Consider the following 14,673-nt stretch of genomic DNA (forward strand, 5'->3'; position numbering starts at 1 on the left):
CCGGTCGGCCCCCATCGGGGTCCGGACGGGCCTCGCGCCGGCCCTTCCAGCGTCCCGCGGCCCGGTACCGCCGCAACCGGGGGCGAGGGGCGGGCCGGGGTCAGCGGCGGTGCCACTCCTCGGCCAGGAGGCGGTAGGAGCGGACCCGGGCGGCGTGGTCGTGCGTGATGGTGGTGATCAGCAGCTCGTCGGCCGCGGTGGCCTCCTGGAGCCGCTCCAGGTGGTCGGCGACGGTGCGTGCCGAGCCGACGAACCGGGTGTCCACCCGGTCGGCGACGAGTTCCGTGTCCGCCTCCGTCCAGGGCAGGGCGCGCGCCTCGGCGGGCGTCGGGTAGGGGATGGCCCCCTCGGCGGTGCGGATGCTGCGTACCCAGGGTGCGTATCCGGTGGCCAGTTCCCGGGCGGTCGCGTCGTCCTCGGCGACCACGACGTCGGCGGAGACCGTCAGGTACGGACGGTCCAGCTCGGCCGACGGCTTGAAGGCGGCCCGGTAGCCCTCGGCCGCCTCCAGCACCGTCGCGGGGCTGACGTGGTAGTTGGCGGCGAAGCGCAGCCCGTTGCGGCCCGCGGTCTCCGCGCTGACCCCGCCGCTGCTGCCGAGGATCCACACCTGTACGTCGGCGCCGGCGCCCGGCACGGGGTGCGCCGCCATGCCCTCCGGCGAACGGTAGTCCCCCCGGAGGAGGGCCAGGACGTCGTCGACCTGCTCGGCGTAGTCCTGGGGCCGGGCGCCGGGGAGGTTCAGCAGGCGCTGCTGGAGCGCGACGCGCGGGTGGCCCAGCAGGTGCTCGAAGGAGAACCGGGGCGGGATGCGCAGGCCGTTCGGGGCGTACCCGTCCACGACGGGGGTCGCGGGGCCGGCCGGTGCGGGCCTGTCCGTCCGCCGGGGCGGCCGGCCGGCGGAGCGGCCCAGGCCCAGGTCCAGGCGGCCCGGGTACAGGGCGTCGACCAGGCCGAACTCCTCCACCGTGGAGAGCGCGGTGCGGTGCCCGAGCTGCACGGCGCCGGAGCCGAGACGGATGGTCGAGGTCGCGGAGGCGGCGAGGGCGATGACGACCGCGGGGGACGTGCCCGCGACCCCCGGGTTGAGGTGGTGCTCGGCGAACCAGTGGCGGACGTAGCCGAAGGACTCGGCCCGGCGGGCCAGGTCGATGCTGTGGCGCAGCGCGTCGGCGGCGGTGGAGCCGGACGGGACGGGGACGAGGTCGAGGACCCCGAGGGGGATGCCGGACACGGCTGGGCTCCTTGCGGGTCGGGGCGGGGAGGAGGACGGGGACGTGGGAGTGGGGGGTGGGGGGTGGGGCCGGGAGGGCGGTGCGTGGGGCCGCTGGGGCCGGCCGCGCCTCAGGGGGCCGCGGCCTGCCGGGCCGCGGTGTGCGGGGTGGCCGCCCCCGGGTGCGGCACCGTGAGCCCGAGGTGGTCGCGCAGGGTGGTGCCCTCGTACGCGGTGCGGAAGACGCCGCGTTCCTGGAGGAGCGGGACGACCGTGTCGGCGAACCCGTCCAGCCCGCCCGGCGTGAGGTGGGGGACGAGGATGAAGCCGTCGGCCGCGTCCGCCTGGACCAGGTCGTCGATGGCCCGGGCGACCGTGGCGGCGGAGCCGACGAAGGTCTGCCGGGAGGTGGTCGCGATCACCAGCTCCCGGATCGACAGCTTCCGGGCCTCGGCGAGCTCGCGCCACTGCCGGGCCGTGGCGAGCGGGTCGCGGTACTGGCGCACGCTCGCCCGGCCGAGGGCCACGGTGTTCTCGCCGGGCACGGGGTCGACGTCCGGCAGCGGGCCGTCCGGGTCGTACGCCGACAGGTCCCGGTTCCACACGTGCTCCAGGTACTTGATCGCGGTCTGCCCGCTGACCTGGAGGAGGCGGACCTCGTGCGCGGTCTCCCGCGCCTCGGCGTCGGTGTCGCCGAGGACGAAGGTGGCCGCGGGCAGGATCTTCAACTCCCCGTGCGTACGGCCGTACTTCGCCAGCCGGCGCTTCACGTCGGTGTAGAACTCCCGGCCCTCGTCGAGCGTCCCGTACCGGCTGAAGATCGCGTCGGCGCTCGCGGCGGCGAACTCCCTGCCCTCGTCGGAGTCGCCCGCCTGGAAGACCACCGGGCGGCCCTGGGGGCTGCGCGGCACGTTGAAGTGGCCCTCGATGTCGAAGTGTTTCCCGTGGTGGTCGAAGGCCCCGGCCCGCGCGTCCCGCAGGAAGGCGCCGGAGACGGGGTCGGCGAGGAGCTCGGTGCCGTCCCAGGAGTCGAACAGCTCGGTCGCGGTGGCCAGGAACTCCTTCGCCCGGGAGTAGCGGTCCTCGCGCGGGAGGAATCCGCCGCGCCGGAAGTTCTCCCCGGTGAAGGCGTCCCAGGAGGTGACGACGTTCCAGGCGGCCCGGCCCGCGGAGAGGTGGTCCAGCGAGGCGAACTGGCGGGCCACCTCGTACGGCTCGTTGAAGGTCGAGTTGATCGTCCCGGTCAGCCCGAGGCGGTCGGTGACGGCCGCCAGGGCGGCGAGCACCGTGAAGGTGTCCGGCCTCCCGACCACGTCCAGGTCGTGGATCCGCCCGCCCTGTTCGCGGAGCCGGAGCCCCTCGGCGAGGAAGAGGAAGTCGAACCGGGCGCGTTCGGCGGTGCGCGCGAAGTGGACGAACGAGTCGAAGTCGATCTGGCTGCCGGCCGCCGGGTCGCTCCACACGGTGGTGTTGTTGACGCCGGGGAAATGGGCTGCGAGATGGATCTGCTTGCGCGGCTTGCCGCTCATGACGCTTCCTCAGGGGTCCGGGACGGGACGGCGAGCCGGGCGGCGGGCGCCGGGGCGTACCGGCCGGGCGGGGCGGCGTAACGGCCGGACGGACGCGGCAGGCCCAGCAGTCCGCGCAGGGTGCCGGCCTCGTACGCGTGGCGGAAGACCCCGCGGCGCTGGAGCTCGGGCACCAGGCTCCGGGTGATGGCGGGCAGGTCGTGCGCGAGGACGCCGGGCCACAGCCGGAAGCCCGACAGCCCGGCCGTCCGCCAGTCCTGGAGCAGGTCCGCGAGGTGCGTGGCGGTCCCGGTGAAGACGGCCGCGTCACCGGGGCAGGGGGCGCCGGCGAGCGCGTCGAGCCGGCTCCGGCGGGCGTCGGCGGCCGGGGCGTCCTCGTCGAGGAAGACGGTGAGGTCCGCGAAGAGGTGCAACGGCTGGGCGCCGGTCCCGGCGGCGTCCCGGGCCCGCCGGATCTCCGCGACCGCGGCGCGGACCGCGCCGGCGTCGCGCGCGGCGAGGTACCCGATGTCCGCGGATCGGGCGATCAGGCCGCGCGCCCCGGTGCCGTCGGCGGCCCCGGGGGCTCCGGCGGCGGCCGCCGCGCTCACGAGGGGCTGGCCCTGGGGCGGGCGGGGGGTGATCGACGGGCCCCGGACGCTGAAGTGCCGGCCCGCGAAGTCGATGTGGTGCAGCTTGTCGCGGTCGATGAACCGGCCGGTGGCCACGTCCCGTATCTCGGCGTCGTCGTCCCAGCTGTCCCACAGCCGCCGGACCACCTCGACGTGGTCGGCGGCCTCCTCCCACGCCTCGGCGTCGGGGAGCGGGACCGCCCGGCGCCCGAAGTGCCGCCCCTCGGACGCGCTGTGCGCCACGCGGACGCTCAGGCCGGCGCGGCCGCGGCTGACGTGGTCGAGGGTGGCGATGGCCTTGGAGATGTGGAACGGCTCCGTGTGGGTGGCGGTGACGGTCGGCACGAGTCCGATGTGCCGGGTCAGCGGAGCGACGCGGGCGGCGGTGAGCACGGCGTCCAGCCGCCCGCGGACGCGGTCCGTACGCCCGTCGGGCCCGTCCGGCGCGGACGACTGGAGGGCGAGGGAGTCCTCGAAGGTGACGAAGTCCAGCAGGCCCGCTTCGGCCTCCGCCACGGCATCGGCCCAGTAGCGGGCCGTGAACAGCTCACCGGGCCGGGCGCCCGGCTCGCGCCAGGCGGCGGGGTGCCGGCCCGCGCCGTCGAGCGCGACGGCGAGGTGCAGCGGCGCGGGGGGTGCCGGGGCTGCGGGTGCGGGCCGGGACGGGGACGGGGACGGGGACGGGGACGGGGGTGTGGAAGGGGGTGTGGAAGGGGGTGTGGAAGGGAACGGGGGCGGGGATGCGGACACGGCGGATCACGCCTTCCTGGCCGGCCGGGGAGGCGGCCGGTGCGCGTCGTGAACGAGCTGGGGGCGGGGGCTACGGGCGGCCGGGCACGTACTTGTAGCCGACGCGGCGCACGGTGGAGATGCGGTTCCGGTGGGTCGCGCCGAGCTTGCGGCGCAGCCGTGCCACGTGGACGTCGACCGTACGGCCGTCGCCGATGTGCCCGTACCCCCAGATGCCGGAGATGAGCGCGTCACGCGTGTGGACCGTGTGCGGGTGGGCCACGAAGTGCGCGAGGAGGGCGAACTCCAGGTAGGTGAGGTCCAGTTCGCGTCCGTCGACCTCGGCCAGCCGGCGCGCCCGGTCGACCCGGACGGCGTCGTCGGAGTGGACCTCGGGGCCGGCTTCGGGGGCGGGGTCGACGCCCGGGCCGGGGAGGGGCAGCGGCCCCGGAGGCGGAGGCGTGGCCGGTCCCAGGGGGTGGATCTCCGGGCGGATGCCGTGGGCCGACATCACCGCCACCGGGTCGACGTTCGCCGGCAGGAAGACGAGGTATCCGACGCGCCCGCCGCCGGCCCCGCCCGCGGGGACGCCGGCGGGCGCACGGTCGCCGACGACCTGGAGGCGCGGGCCGGTGTGACGGGGAGCGGAGGAGGTGGCGGAGGCGGCGGAGGCGGCGGATGCGGGAACTGCGGTGGTCATGACGTGCCCCTTCGGCTGCTCGGAGTGAGGTGCGGAGGCCGGTCGTCCGGCCGCGGAGGGCAGGGCGGGAACTCCCCTCGGGTACACCCGGGAACCCGGCACGGCGGCGCAGCGCCGAGCGGGACCCGTGGCGCCCCGGAGGGCGGGGGGGGAGGAGGGCGTGACGCCCGGTGGGCCTGCGCCGGGGGGCGTGCGCCCTGGGGCGTGAGCCCGGGGCGCGGCGGCCCGAACGGCGGCGCGCGCCGGAGGAGTCCCCTGCCGGAGAAGCCCTAGACGGCCCGGCAGACCGCGCTGGCGACGCGACGGAAGTCGACGTGCCGGCGGCGTACGAGCATGGGCTGCGACGGGGACATGACCTCATCGTGAGGGGCGCGGCGACGGCGGTCAATGGTTCCCTACCAGTTCTATAGGGAATCCGTGACGGCGGCTCAGGACCCCATCCGTCTCCGTCCGCGAGACCGGCGTGTCCATCATCCGGTCACACCCTTGCCCGACGAGCGGGTTCGGGGAAATATTCCTATCAATCCGATGGGAAAAGTAGGGATTTCTCGCCGGCTGGGCGCGCCGCGGTGCGCCGGGGGACACGGTGCCGCAGCGGCCCGCCTGCCCGGCGTACGGCCGCCCATCGGCCCGCACACACCGACCGCCCCGTCCCTCCCGCCCCGTCCCCGTGTGAACGCCGCCCGACGAACCCGGAGTAGCCGACATGACCACCGCCCTCCCCCCACACAGCGCCGCCCGCCCGGCCGCCCCCGCCCCGGCCGGCGGCACCCGGGCCTGCCGGTGACGCCCACCCGGACGGCACCGGCCACGGCCGGCGGCCGGTCAGCCGACGAGCAGCGCCGGACGGTCCTGCGCACCGCCCGCGACGTGGCGGACGACCTCGCCGCGGACGTCATCGGCCGGGACCGGGCCGGCGGACAGCCGGCCGACGAGACCGCCCGGCTCCGCGAGGCCGGGCTGCTGGCGGCGCTCACCCCGCCCGGGCCCGGCCACGGGACGGACTGGCGTACCGGATGCGCCGTCATACGGGAGGTCGCCACCGCGGACAGCTCGGTCGGCGACGTACTCGCCCGCCACTACGCCCACACCTGGAGCGGACGCTTCTACGCGAGCCGGCCGCAGGCGGCCGCCCTGGAGGAGGAGTCGGCGCGGGAGCAGTGGCTGTGGACCGGCGCGGTCCGCACCCCCGGTCCGCACGACGACGCCCACGGACCCGACCTCACCCTGCGGCCGCGCGGCACCGGGTACGCACTGAACGGGCGCCGGGCCGTGGACACGGCGGTGGCCGTCGCCGACCAGATCGTGCTGGACGCGCTCTGCGCCGCGACCGGCGACGTCCTCGTCGTACGGATCCCGGCCGGCGCACCGGGCGTCACCGTCGAGCCCGCCCGCGACCGCCTCGGGCAGCGCGTGGCCGGCGCCGGCGAGGTCCTCCTCGACCGGGTCACCGTCGCACCCGGGCAGGTGCTGGGCCGCCGGCCGCACGACGAGGAGTCGGCCCCGCCCTTCACCGCGCTGGCCGAACCCGCGCTCCGGCTCGCCCTGTGCCACGTCGCCCTGGGCAACGCCGGGGGCGCCCTCGCGGAGGTGCGCGACCTCAGCAGGGGCGGCCACGGCCGCAGGCTGCCCGGCACCGACCCGGACCTGCTCATGACGTACGGGGAACTCGCCTCCGCCGTCCAGACGGCCACCGCCGTCGTCGACCGGGCGACCGAGGTGACGGCCCAGGCCCTCGAAACGGGTGCGCTGCTGGACGCCGACGAGGCGGCGGGCGCCGCCGCCCTGGTCGCCACGGCCGAGACCGTGACGTCGAGGGCCGCCCTGCACATCACCACCCGGGTGCTGGAGCTCGCCGACGCCCCCGGCCTGGACCGGTTCTGGCGCAACGCGCGCGCCCTGTCGGCCCACCGGCCGAGCGCCCACCGCCTGCGCGCCATCGGCGAGCACTACCTCAACGGCCCGCACCGCGCGCTGGCGGTCTTCGGCTGACGCGCCGACGGCACGCCGCCAGCCGCGACCTGCGCCTTCGGCCGCCGGGCACCTCCTCCCCCGCCCGGCGGCCCGGCGGCCCCGCGGGCGTGCCCGGCCCGAGCCGTGCGGGATAATGCCCCCATGCGGATCTCAGCCAGGGCGGACTACGCGGTACGAGCCGCACTGCAGCTCGCCGCGTCGCAGGAGGACGGGCCTCTGAAGGCCGAAGCCATCGCCGACGCCCAGGACATCCCGCACAAGTTCCTCGAAGGCATCATGAACGACATGCGCCGGGGCGGGCTCGTGCTGAGCCAGCGCGGCGGCAACGGCGGGTACCGGCTGGCGAAGCCGGCCGATTCGATCAGCATCGCGGACGTCATCCGCGTCGTCGACGGCCCGCTGGTCTCGGTACGCGGCGTCCGTCCCCCGGACCTGTCCTACACGGGCCCCGCCGAGTCGCTGCTGCCCCTGTGGATCGCGCTGCGGGCCAACGTACGGGAGATCCTGGACGGCGTGTCGCTCGCCGACGTCGCCTCGTCCGCGCTGCCGGCCGACGTGTCCGCCCTGAGCGACGCCCCCGGAGCCTGGACCAACCCCTGAGCCCCGGCGCCCGGTCCCGTCATCCGCTCCGGCACCCTCCCCAGCCCCGCCCTCGCGCGACCCTCTCCACCTGCACGTTCTCACATTCCGAGCCATCTCCGTCCAGCATGTGAACACACCCTTGGGATGGACCCCCCGGCTCTGCCACTATGCCTACCAGCCCGGTAGGAAAACTAGGAATGAGGAGGTGGCCGTGCACATGCTCCACGTCGCAGGCCGGATCACGCCTCTCACCTCCCGCCGGCACATCGACCTGGCCCGTACGTCCAGCGCCATCTGTCAGTCCGCCTGACGCGGCCCCCGGCCGGTCCGGCGCGCACCCACTGCCGTGCGCCCGCGCCGTTCGCCACCGGGGCACCCCCTCCGGCCGGCCCGGCCGCATCCCGCCCGCATGCCTCCCGGCGCGCTCACACCTCGCGCGTACCCGGCATGCCCGCGTCCGCCCGTCCCCACTGCTCCGTTCCTCCGGCTCCCCCGCCACCTTCCCGTGAAAGGACACCTCCGTGTCTGCCGCAAGACCGCTCACCGCCCTCCGTGCCGTTGCCGTCACCGCCGCCCTGCCCCTCCTGCTCACCGCCTGCGGCTACGGCTCCGGCGCGAAGGACGAGAAGAAGGACGAGAAGTCCAACGTCGCGGCCACCGGAAAGAAGCTCTCCGCGGACACCGTCCGCATCGGCTACTTCCCCAACCTCACCCACGCGACCGCGCTGGTGGGCATCCAGGAAGGCCTCATCGCCAAGGAACTGGGCGGAACGAAGATCGCCCCCCAGACCTTCAACGCCGGCCCCTCCGAGATCGAGGCGCTCAACGGCGGCTCCCTCGACATCGGCTTCATCGGCCCCTCGCCCTCGATCAACGCCTACGTCAAGTCCAAGGGCAAGAACCTCCGCATCATCTCCGGCTCCGCCTCCGGCGGCGTCAAGCTCGTCGTCAACCCGGACAAGATCAAGACCCTCGACGACCTCAAGGGCAAGAAGATCGCCACCCCCCAGAAGGGCAACACCCAAGACGTCGCGTTCCTCAACTGGATCGCCGACAAGGGCTGGACCGTCGACCCCGAAAGCGGCAAGGGCGACGTCTCCGTCGTCCGCACCGACAACAAGGTCACCCCCGACGCCTACAAGTCCGGCTCCATCGACGGCGCCTGGGTCCCCGAACCCACCGCATCCAAGCTCGTCTCCGAAGGCGCCAAGGTCCTCCTCGACGAGACCAGCCTGTGGCCCGACAAGAAGTTCGTCATCACCAACGTCATCGTCTCCCAGAAGTTCCTCGCCGAGCACGCCGACGTCGTCGAGGCCGTCCTGCGCGGCACCGTCAAGACCAACGACTGGATCAACGCCAACCCCGACAAGGCCAAGGCCTCCGCGAACGCGGCCCTGAAGGCCGAAACCGGCAAGGAACTGGCCGCCAAGGTCATCGACCCCGCCTGGCCCAGCATCCAGATCACCGACGACCCGCTCGCCGCCACCCTGAAGACCCAGTCCGAATGGGCGGTCAAGGCCAAGCTCATCAAGCAGCCCGACCTCACCGGCATCTACGACCTCACCCTCCTCAACAAGGTCCTCAAGGCCGCCGGCAAGCCCGAGGTCTCCGACGCCGGACTCGGCACCAAGTAAGCCCGCGCTCCACACCCCGGGGAGGTGACGGCCACGGCGCACGCAGGCCGCGCCGGACGCGTCGCCTCCCGGGAACTCCGCACCGCACGCGCCGCCTCCGGCGCGTGCGGTCGTTCACGGCCGTGACCGAGCATTCCCAGGGAGACGCATGTCCGCCACTTCCCAGAAAGCCGTCCCGTCCTTCCGCAGCCGGATCGGCCGTGACGCGCGCAGCGGCTATCCGCCCGTGCCACGCCGGTACCGGCTCCACCTCGCGCCGTCCTGTCCGCGGTGTCTGCGGATCGCCGTCACCCACAGCCTGCTGGGCCTGGAGGACGTCCTCCCGCTGACCGTGCTGCCCGCCGTGCCCGACGCACCCCACGGCGGATACGAGGCCCTGCGCCGGCTGTACGGTGCCACGTCCCACCAGTACCCGGGACCGGCCGCGGCGCCGGTCCTGAGCGACGACTGGACCGGACGGATCGTCAGCAGCCACTCCCCCGACATCCTCCACGACCTGACCCGGCGCTTCGGCGCCGACTCCGGCGCCCGCCTGCACCCGGACGGCGCGGAGCAGGAGATCGAGGCCCTCGCCCTGCTCTGCGAGCAGGACGTCGACGCGGCCGCACAACGCGCGGGTGACTCCCGCGCCGACGGGCCGGCCCGCGAAGCCGCGCTCGCCACCCTCGCGGCCGGACTGGGCGCGCTGGAGCGCCGCCTGGCCGGCACCGAGTACCTCCTGGGCGACGAACTCACCGCCGCCGACGTCCGGTTGTGGGTGACGCTGGTGCAGCTGGACACCGTACACCGCTGGCACCTGGACGCCGCGGCCGTGTACCGGATCACGGACCATCCGCGCCTGTGGTCGTACGCACGGCGCCTGGCGGCGCATCCCGCCTTCGCACCCCACCTCGACCTGGACGGCATCGCCCGCCGGCACCACGCGCACTGCCAGGGCAAGGAGGCCGCCGGCGCGGCGATCCGCATCGTCGACTGGCCCGGCACCTCCGGCGGACGGAGCGGGCGGAACTGACGGGAACGAGCGGAGCGGACCGGAGCCGACGGAACAGCACGGGCGGTGCGGCCCTCAGCGGGCCGCGCCGCCGCGGCGGTTGAAGGGCAGCCGGCCGAGCACGACGGCCATGCCGCACGTGTCGGTGACCGCGGAGAACACGAGTCCCGTCGCGATCGCCGCGGACAGCAGCTGGTAGCCGGGGTGCGCGAGCAGCCCGAGGACCAGGCCGAGCAGCACGACGGCCCCGGCGGCGAAGCGGACCTGCCGCTCCATGGCCCAGACGGCCCGCACCGGCCCGGCGGGACGTTCGAGCGGATGCCCGGCGGCCACCCACGCCCGGAGGCCGCCGGTGAGACCGGAGGCGTCGACGCCGTGGCCGGCCAGTTCCCTGACCGCCCCGTCGGAACGCGCTCCCGAGGCACACACCACCAGGAGCGGCCCGCGCCCGGCGGCCTCGCGCAGCTCCGGCACGCTCCGTGCGAGCCGTTCGAGGGGCACGTTGAGGGCACCCGGCAGATGGCCGGTGGCGAACTCGCCGGGCGTGCGAACGTCGACGACGGTCAGCTCGCCGAGGCGCGGCTGCGCCTCGGCGACGGCGGTGGCACGGGCAACGGTCATGTCGGAAGGCGTCCTTGCGGAGAACGGAGCATGCCGGGCGGGGGAAGGGACGCGCGGCGTGACACCGGCTGGGCGCGCGCCGTCCGGATCACGGTGTGACGCGCGGGGTCGGACGGCCGTACGAGGTCGGCCGGCCGCCCGGGGTCGGGTGCCGTACGAGGTCGGGTGGCCCTGCGCCCGATCCTAGGCACCGGCCGGGCCCCCTTCACGGAACCGCCCGCGCCTGCCACGAACTCGCCACACTGCCGCAACATGCGCCGGGCTGGCCCGTTCGGCGGACGTTGCGCGCGGCGCGGGGCGCGGCCGCCCGGACGGGATACGGATGCTCTCGGCATCCCCCTCACTCTCCCCTGGGAGCTTCAGATGAGCTTCATCAACCGACGTGACCTCGCCCTGCTGGCCCTCCGCGCCGGGACCGGGGCGGTGCTGATGGCGCACGGTACGCAGAAGCTGTTCGGCTGGTTCGGCGGCGGCGGCCTGGAGGGCACCGCCGCCGCGATGGAGCAGATGGGCTTCAGGCCCGGCAGGCACAGCGCGCTGGCGGCCGGACTCGGCGAGGCCGGCGGCGGGGCGCTGCTCGTGCTGGGCCTGGCCACCCCCGCGGCGGGCGCGGCGGCGGCGGGTGCCATGGCGGGCGCGGTGTCGGTGCACGCCCCGGCCGGCTTCTTCGCGCAGTCGGGCGGCTTCGAGTACCCGGCGTTCCTCGGCTTCACCGCGGCCGCCATCGGCCTCGCCGGCCCGGGCCGCTACTCCCTGGACCACCTCAGCGGCCATGCCTTCGACCAGCGGTGGATGCTCGGCCTGGCGTTCACCGCGAGCGCCGCAGCGGCGGCGTTCGTCCTGACGAAGCGCGCCCAGGACCTCCAGTCGGCGGAGCCGGCGGGATCCGCCGAGGAGGAGTAGCCCCGGATCCGGGCGGCGCCGACCGGTGCCCCGGCTCCGGCTCAGGTCGTCCGCTGGTCGTCGTGGTCGTCCTGAAGCATGTGGCGTCGTTCCTGTTCGCGCTTGGAGTAGGCGGCCGCCCGGATGGCCTCGTCGCTCTCCAGGCCGGAGCCCAGCGCGCCCCCCACCGTCGCGGTCGAGGCGACGAACCACGACAACGTCCAGTAGTCCGTCGCGTCCAGCGGTTCCCGGGTCGCGGCGGCGAACACCTGGTCGTTGAGGATGAACAGCGCCCACACCACGTTGATGAGCAGGAGACCCACGTAACAGACCAGCGCCCCGATCCCCACGGTCAGGACCGTCGACGCGTTGTAGAGCCGCGCCTTCTGCCGCGCCTCCGGCGAGGCCTCGGCCGAGCGGTGCCACAGCTCCGCGTCCACGATCAGCCAGCCGATCATGAGCGCGACGGATCCGACCGTGGCGATCACGAGGCGCGGTGCGCTCAGGGCCTCGGCGACGCTCCAGACGGTGGAGTTCACGGTGGCGACCGCTCCGGTGGCGAGTGCTGCCGCCAGGGCCTTCGACAGCCCCGGCACCAGGCGCCAGGGCCGGTTGGCGCGGACCATGCCGAGGAGCACCCGCAGGTAGCCGCGGGGTCCCCCGAGGACGTACCGCAGGTCGGCGGCCTCCTCCTCGCCGACCCGGCCCGGACGGACGGGCGCGAGACGGCCGCCGAACGGTCCCGGACGCCGCTGCCGGCGCGACGGCTCCCCGGCACCGCCGTCCTGCGGACCGGCCAGGCCGAGTACGGCTTCCTCCACGGCCCGCCGGGCCCTCGTCTGCAGGCGCAGACCGCCCAGGGAAGGCAGCGAGAGCAGCGCCAGCCCGTGCTCGTGACTGAGGTCCACCACGACCTTGTGCCCGTCCGAGTGCAGGGGCAGGTCGGTGAGGGCCACGACGACGTCCCAGTCCTCCGTCCTGCCGCGGTCCCTGATCCGGCACATCAGGGTGTGCGGGTCCTCGGCCTTCGCGGTGAAGGGCTCGCTGACCACCCGGACGTCGAAGCGCCGCCCCTGGTCCGACCTGTCGGCGAGCCGGTCGGGAAGGCCCCGGGCCAGGCGCCGCGCGATGTCCGTCGGCGCGTCCGGATCCGCCAGGAGGGCCACGACCGTGACGTCCTGAGGCGACATGTGGATGACCCCCGACCCTTCTCGTCGGCTACTTCCCCGCCGGGCGGACCAGGTTGCCCGTCACCTCCCGGTGCTCGTGCACGTAGCGGATCGCCATGGCCCCCTCACCGGCGGCCGAGGCCACTCGCTTGACCGAGCCGCTCCTGACGTCGCCGGCGGCGAAGACCCCCGGAAGGGTCGTCTCCAGCAGCAGCGGACCGCGGCCGAGGGCGTCCCACCGGGACGCGTCGGCCGCCGCCCGGGCGTCCGCGCCGGTGAGGACGAAACCCTTTTCGTCCAGGGCCAGCACGCCCTTGAGCCAGTCCGTGCGCGGCCGGGCCCCGATGAACACGAACAGCGCCGCGGCCCGCAGTTCGCGGCGCTCCCCGCTCGTGTTGTCCTCCACGGCCAGCGATTCCAGCTCGTCCTGCCCGGTGACGCCGCGGACCTCGGTGTGGAGCAGCACCTCGATCTTCGGGTGGCGTTCCACCTGGTCCACCAGGTAGCGCGACATGTCCGCGTTGAGGTCGCCGCCCCGGACGAGGAGGTGGACCCGGGACGCGTACTGGGCGAGGAACAGCGACGCCTGCCCGGCGGAGTTCCCGCCGCCCACCACGGCCACCGGATCCGCCCGGCACAGGCCGGCCTCGTGGACGGTCGCCGCATAGTGGACGCTGATGCCCTCCAGGCGCTCGATGTCCGGTACCTCCAGCCGGCGGTACCACACGCCGGAGGCGAGCACCACGGCGCCGGCCCGGGCCCGGGACCCGTCCGTGAAGGTGACGACGTACTCGTCGTCCTGCGGGGTGAGCCCGGTGGCCTGGGCCGGCACCATGAGGCGGGCGCCGAACTTGTGGGCCTGGAGCACCGCGCGTTCGATGAGCTCGCCCCCGGAGATGCCGGAGGGGAAGCCGAGGTAGTTCTCGATGCGGGACGAGGTGGCGGCCTGGCCGCCGGTGGCCACGGCATCGACGGTGACCGTGGTGAGCCCGTCCGAGGCCCCGTACACGGCGGCGGCGAGTCCCGCGGGGCCCGCGCCGACCACCATCACGTCGTACCGTGCGGTCTCCGGTGCGGGGGCGGGCAGCCCGATGAGCCGGGCGAGTTCGGCGTTGCTCGGGTTGCGCAGCACCCGCTCGCCCTGCCAGAGGACCACCGGGGTCTCCTCGGGGCGGATCGAGAACCGGCGCAGCAGCGCGTCGGCCTCCTCGTCCTTCTCCAGGTCCACCCACCGGTGGGGCAGCCGGTTGCGGGCGGCGAACTCGCGCAGCCGCACCGTGTCGGGGGAATAGCACGACCCCAGGATCCGGAAGCCGGCGCCGAGGCCGATGAGCAGGTACCTGCGGCCCAGGTAGGCGCGGAGGATCAGGTCACCGAGGACGGGGTCGCGGTCGACCAGGGCGCGTTGCCGCTCCACCGGCACGGCCAGGATCTCGCCGGCCTGTCGCACCACGGCGGTGTCGAACGCCGCCTGGCCCTCCAGCAGCCCGAGTTCACCGAGGAACCGGCCGGGCCCGTGCACGGCGACCGTGCGTTCAGCGGGCCCGCCGTGGTCGTGGATGATCTCGACGGTGCCGCTGAGGACCGCCAGGAACTCCCGGAACGGCTCCCCCTCGCGGTACAGCACCTCGCCCTCGGCGACGCTGCGGCGTTCCCCGTGCGCGGCCAGGTCCTGGAGCTGCTCCGGTGTCAGGCGCGGGAAGGCCCCGTACCGGTCGGGTGTCTCGCGGACCGCGCCGCGGTCCTGCTCGGCGGTGCCCATCAGACCAGGGCCTCGTGAACGAAGCACCAGCGCCAGTCCTCTCCCGGCTGGAAGGACTGCACGACGGGGTGACCGACGCTCCCCGCATGCCGCCTGGCGTGCTTGAGGAGCGAGGAGTCGCAGCAGCCGACGTGTCCGCAGGTGAGGCAGAGGCGCAGGTGCACCCAGGGGGAATGCTCCCTGAGGCACTCCTCGCAGCCCTGCGGCGTACGGGGTGTCACCGGGCGCACCATCGCCAGGTGGGGGTCGGGGATCGTGGTCATGGGGGTTCTCCTT

15 protein-coding genes are annotated in these 14,673 nt (G+C 74.8%); 6 read left to right on the forward strand and 9 right to left on the reverse strand.

From position 1 onward, the window contains the following. Positions 1-100: 100 nt before the first annotated feature. The 5 genes from ACIQUR_RS00325 to ACIQUR_RS00345 all read right to left on the reverse strand — a co-directional run bounded on the left by ACIQUR_RS00325 (position 101) and on the right by ACIQUR_RS00345 (position 5,135). Positions 101-1,234, reverse strand: a complete 1,134-nt coding sequence (locus ACIQUR_RS00325; RefSeq protein ID WP_403656127.1) for an LLM class flavin-dependent oxidoreductase — start codon at positions 1,232-1,234, stop codon at positions 101-103. A 110-nt stretch (positions 1,235-1,344) separates the two neighbouring features. Further along, the gene (locus ACIQUR_RS00330) at positions 1,345-2,742 is read right to left on the reverse strand and encodes an NtaA/DmoA family FMN-dependent monooxygenase (protein WP_403656130.1); all 1,398 of its coding nucleotides are present in this window, start codon (positions 2,740-2,742) and stop codon (positions 1,345-1,347) included. Next, on the reverse strand, positions 2,739-3,977 hold the full coding sequence (locus ACIQUR_RS00335) for an LLM class flavin-dependent oxidoreductase (RefSeq protein WP_403657899.1): 1,239 nt from the start codon (positions 3,975-3,977) through the stop codon (positions 2,739-2,741). The genes ACIQUR_RS00330 and ACIQUR_RS00335 overlap by 4 nt, the downstream gene beginning before the upstream one ends. 196 nt (positions 3,978-4,173) lie before the next feature. After that, positions 4,174-4,782: a winged helix-turn-helix domain-containing protein gene (locus ACIQUR_RS00340; RefSeq protein ID WP_403656133.1), complete on the reverse strand. Its 609-nt coding sequence runs from the start codon at positions 4,780-4,782 to the stop codon at positions 4,174-4,176. A 269-nt stretch (positions 4,783-5,051) separates the two neighbouring features. Further along, positions 5,052-5,135, reverse strand: coding sequence for a putative leader peptide (locus tag ACIQUR_RS00345; RefSeq protein ID WP_403657902.1), 84 nt, complete (start codon positions 5,133-5,135; stop codon positions 5,052-5,054). 430 nt (positions 5,136-5,565) lie between these two features. Here ACIQUR_RS00345 and ACIQUR_RS00350 point away from each other — a divergent pair, with 430 nt between their 5' ends. The 5 genes from ACIQUR_RS00350 to ACIQUR_RS00370 all read left to right on the forward strand — a co-directional run bounded on the left by ACIQUR_RS00350 (position 5,566) and on the right by ACIQUR_RS00370 (position 9,984). After that, positions 5,566-6,774 carry an acyl-CoA dehydrogenase gene (locus tag ACIQUR_RS00350; protein ID WP_403656136.1) on the forward strand — a complete coding sequence of 403 codons (1,209 nt, stop codon included), beginning with the start codon at positions 5,566-5,568 and terminating at the stop codon, positions 6,772-6,774. 123 nt (positions 6,775-6,897) lie between these two features. Then, entirely contained in the window at positions 6,898-7,356 is a 459-nt protein-coding gene (locus ACIQUR_RS00355) for an RrF2 family transcriptional regulator (protein WP_403656139.1), read from the forward strand. A 199-nt stretch (positions 7,357-7,555) separates the two neighbouring features. Next, positions 7,556-7,648 carry a putative leader peptide gene (locus ACIQUR_RS00360; RefSeq protein ID WP_403656142.1) on the forward strand — a complete coding sequence of 31 codons (93 nt, stop codon included), beginning with the start codon at positions 7,556-7,558 and terminating at the stop codon, positions 7,646-7,648. Positions 7,649-7,859: 211 nt separating this feature from the next. Further along, on the forward strand, positions 7,860-8,972 hold the full coding sequence (locus tag ACIQUR_RS00365) for an aliphatic sulfonate ABC transporter substrate-binding protein (protein WP_403656146.1): 1,113 nt from the start codon (positions 7,860-7,862) through the stop codon (positions 8,970-8,972). A gap of 148 nt (positions 8,973-9,120) precedes the next feature. Next, on the forward strand, positions 9,121-9,984 hold the full coding sequence (locus ACIQUR_RS00370) for a glutathione S-transferase C-terminal domain-containing protein (RefSeq protein ID WP_403656149.1): 864 nt from the start codon (positions 9,121-9,123) through the stop codon (positions 9,982-9,984). Between the two features lie 54 nt (positions 9,985-10,038). Here ACIQUR_RS00370 and ACIQUR_RS00375 read toward each other — a convergent pair whose 3' ends face one another. Beyond that, positions 10,039-10,584 (reverse strand): rhodanese-like domain-containing protein, encoded by a 546-nt coding sequence (locus ACIQUR_RS00375; RefSeq protein WP_403656152.1) that lies wholly within the window; start codon positions 10,582-10,584, stop codon positions 10,039-10,041. Positions 10,585-10,947: 363 nt separating this feature from the next. Here ACIQUR_RS00375 and ACIQUR_RS00380 point away from each other — a divergent pair, with 363 nt between their 5' ends. Beyond that, on the forward strand, positions 10,948-11,487 hold the full coding sequence (locus tag ACIQUR_RS00380) for a DoxX family protein (RefSeq protein ID WP_403656155.1): 540 nt from the start codon (positions 10,948-10,950) through the stop codon (positions 11,485-11,487). A gap of 41 nt (positions 11,488-11,528) precedes the next feature. Here ACIQUR_RS00380 and ACIQUR_RS00385 read toward each other — a convergent pair whose 3' ends face one another. Genes ACIQUR_RS00385 through ACIQUR_RS00395 form a run of 3 tightly spaced genes read right to left on the reverse strand, consistent with a single transcriptional unit; the run spans position 11,529 to position 14,660 of the window. Then, positions 11,529-12,656, reverse strand: a complete 1,128-nt coding sequence (locus ACIQUR_RS00385) for a hypothetical protein (protein ID WP_403656158.1) — start codon at positions 12,654-12,656, stop codon at positions 11,529-11,531. 28 nt (positions 12,657-12,684) lie between these two features. Continuing rightward, entirely contained in the window at positions 12,685-14,397 is a 1,713-nt protein-coding gene (locus ACIQUR_RS00390) for an FAD-dependent oxidoreductase (protein WP_403657905.1), read from the reverse strand. Beyond that, positions 14,397-14,660, reverse strand: a complete 264-nt coding sequence (locus tag ACIQUR_RS00395) for a UBP-type zinc finger domain-containing protein (protein ID WP_403656161.1) — start codon at positions 14,658-14,660, stop codon at positions 14,397-14,399. The genes ACIQUR_RS00390 and ACIQUR_RS00395 overlap by 1 nt, the downstream gene beginning before the upstream one ends. Positions 14,661-14,673: the final 13 nt, after the last annotated feature.

The organism is Streptomyces sp. NPDC101132, from assembly GCF_044759225.1.
GTDB lineage: Bacteria > Actinomycetota > Actinomycetes > Streptomycetales > Streptomycetaceae > Streptomyces.

Excerpts from the sequence above, each read along its gene's own strand:
- ACIQUR_RS00330 (WP_403656130.1), bottom strand. The coding sequence starts at position 2,742 with ATGAGCGGCAAGCCGCGCAAGCAGATCCATCTCGCAGCCCATTTCCCC.
- ACIQUR_RS00340 (WP_403656133.1), bottom strand. The coding sequence starts at position 4,782 with ATGACCACCGCAGTTCCCGCATCCGCCGCCTCCGCCGCCTCCGCCACC.
- ACIQUR_RS00345 (WP_403657902.1), bottom strand. The coding sequence starts at position 5,135 with ATGTCCCCGTCGCAGCCCATGCTCGTACGCCGCCGGCACGTCGACTTC.
- ACIQUR_RS00355 (WP_403656139.1), top strand. The coding sequence starts at position 6,898 with ATGCGGATCTCAGCCAGGGCGGACTACGCGGTACGAGCCGCACTGCAG.
- ACIQUR_RS00360 (WP_403656142.1), top strand. The coding sequence starts at position 7,556 with ATGCTCCACGTCGCAGGCCGGATCACGCCTCTCACCTCCCGCCGGCAC.
- ACIQUR_RS00370 (WP_403656149.1), top strand. The coding sequence starts at position 9,121 with ATGTCCGCCACTTCCCAGAAAGCCGTCCCGTCCTTCCGCAGCCGGATC.
- ACIQUR_RS00375 (WP_403656152.1), bottom strand. The coding sequence starts at position 10,584 with ATGACCGTTGCCCGTGCCACCGCCGTCGCCGAGGCGCAGCCGCGCCTC.
- ACIQUR_RS00380 (WP_403656155.1), top strand. The coding sequence starts at position 10,948 with ATGAGCTTCATCAACCGACGTGACCTCGCCCTGCTGGCCCTCCGCGCC.
- ACIQUR_RS00385 (WP_403656158.1), bottom strand. The coding sequence starts at position 12,656 with ATGTCGCCTCAGGACGTCACGGTCGTGGCCCTCCTGGCGGATCCGGAC.
- ACIQUR_RS00390 (WP_403657905.1), bottom strand. The coding sequence starts at position 14,397 with ATGGGCACCGCCGAGCAGGACCGCGGCGCGGTCCGCGAGACACCCGAC.
- ACIQUR_RS00395 (WP_403656161.1), bottom strand. The coding sequence starts at position 14,660 with ATGACCACGATCCCCGACCCCCACCTGGCGATGGTGCGCCCGGTGACA.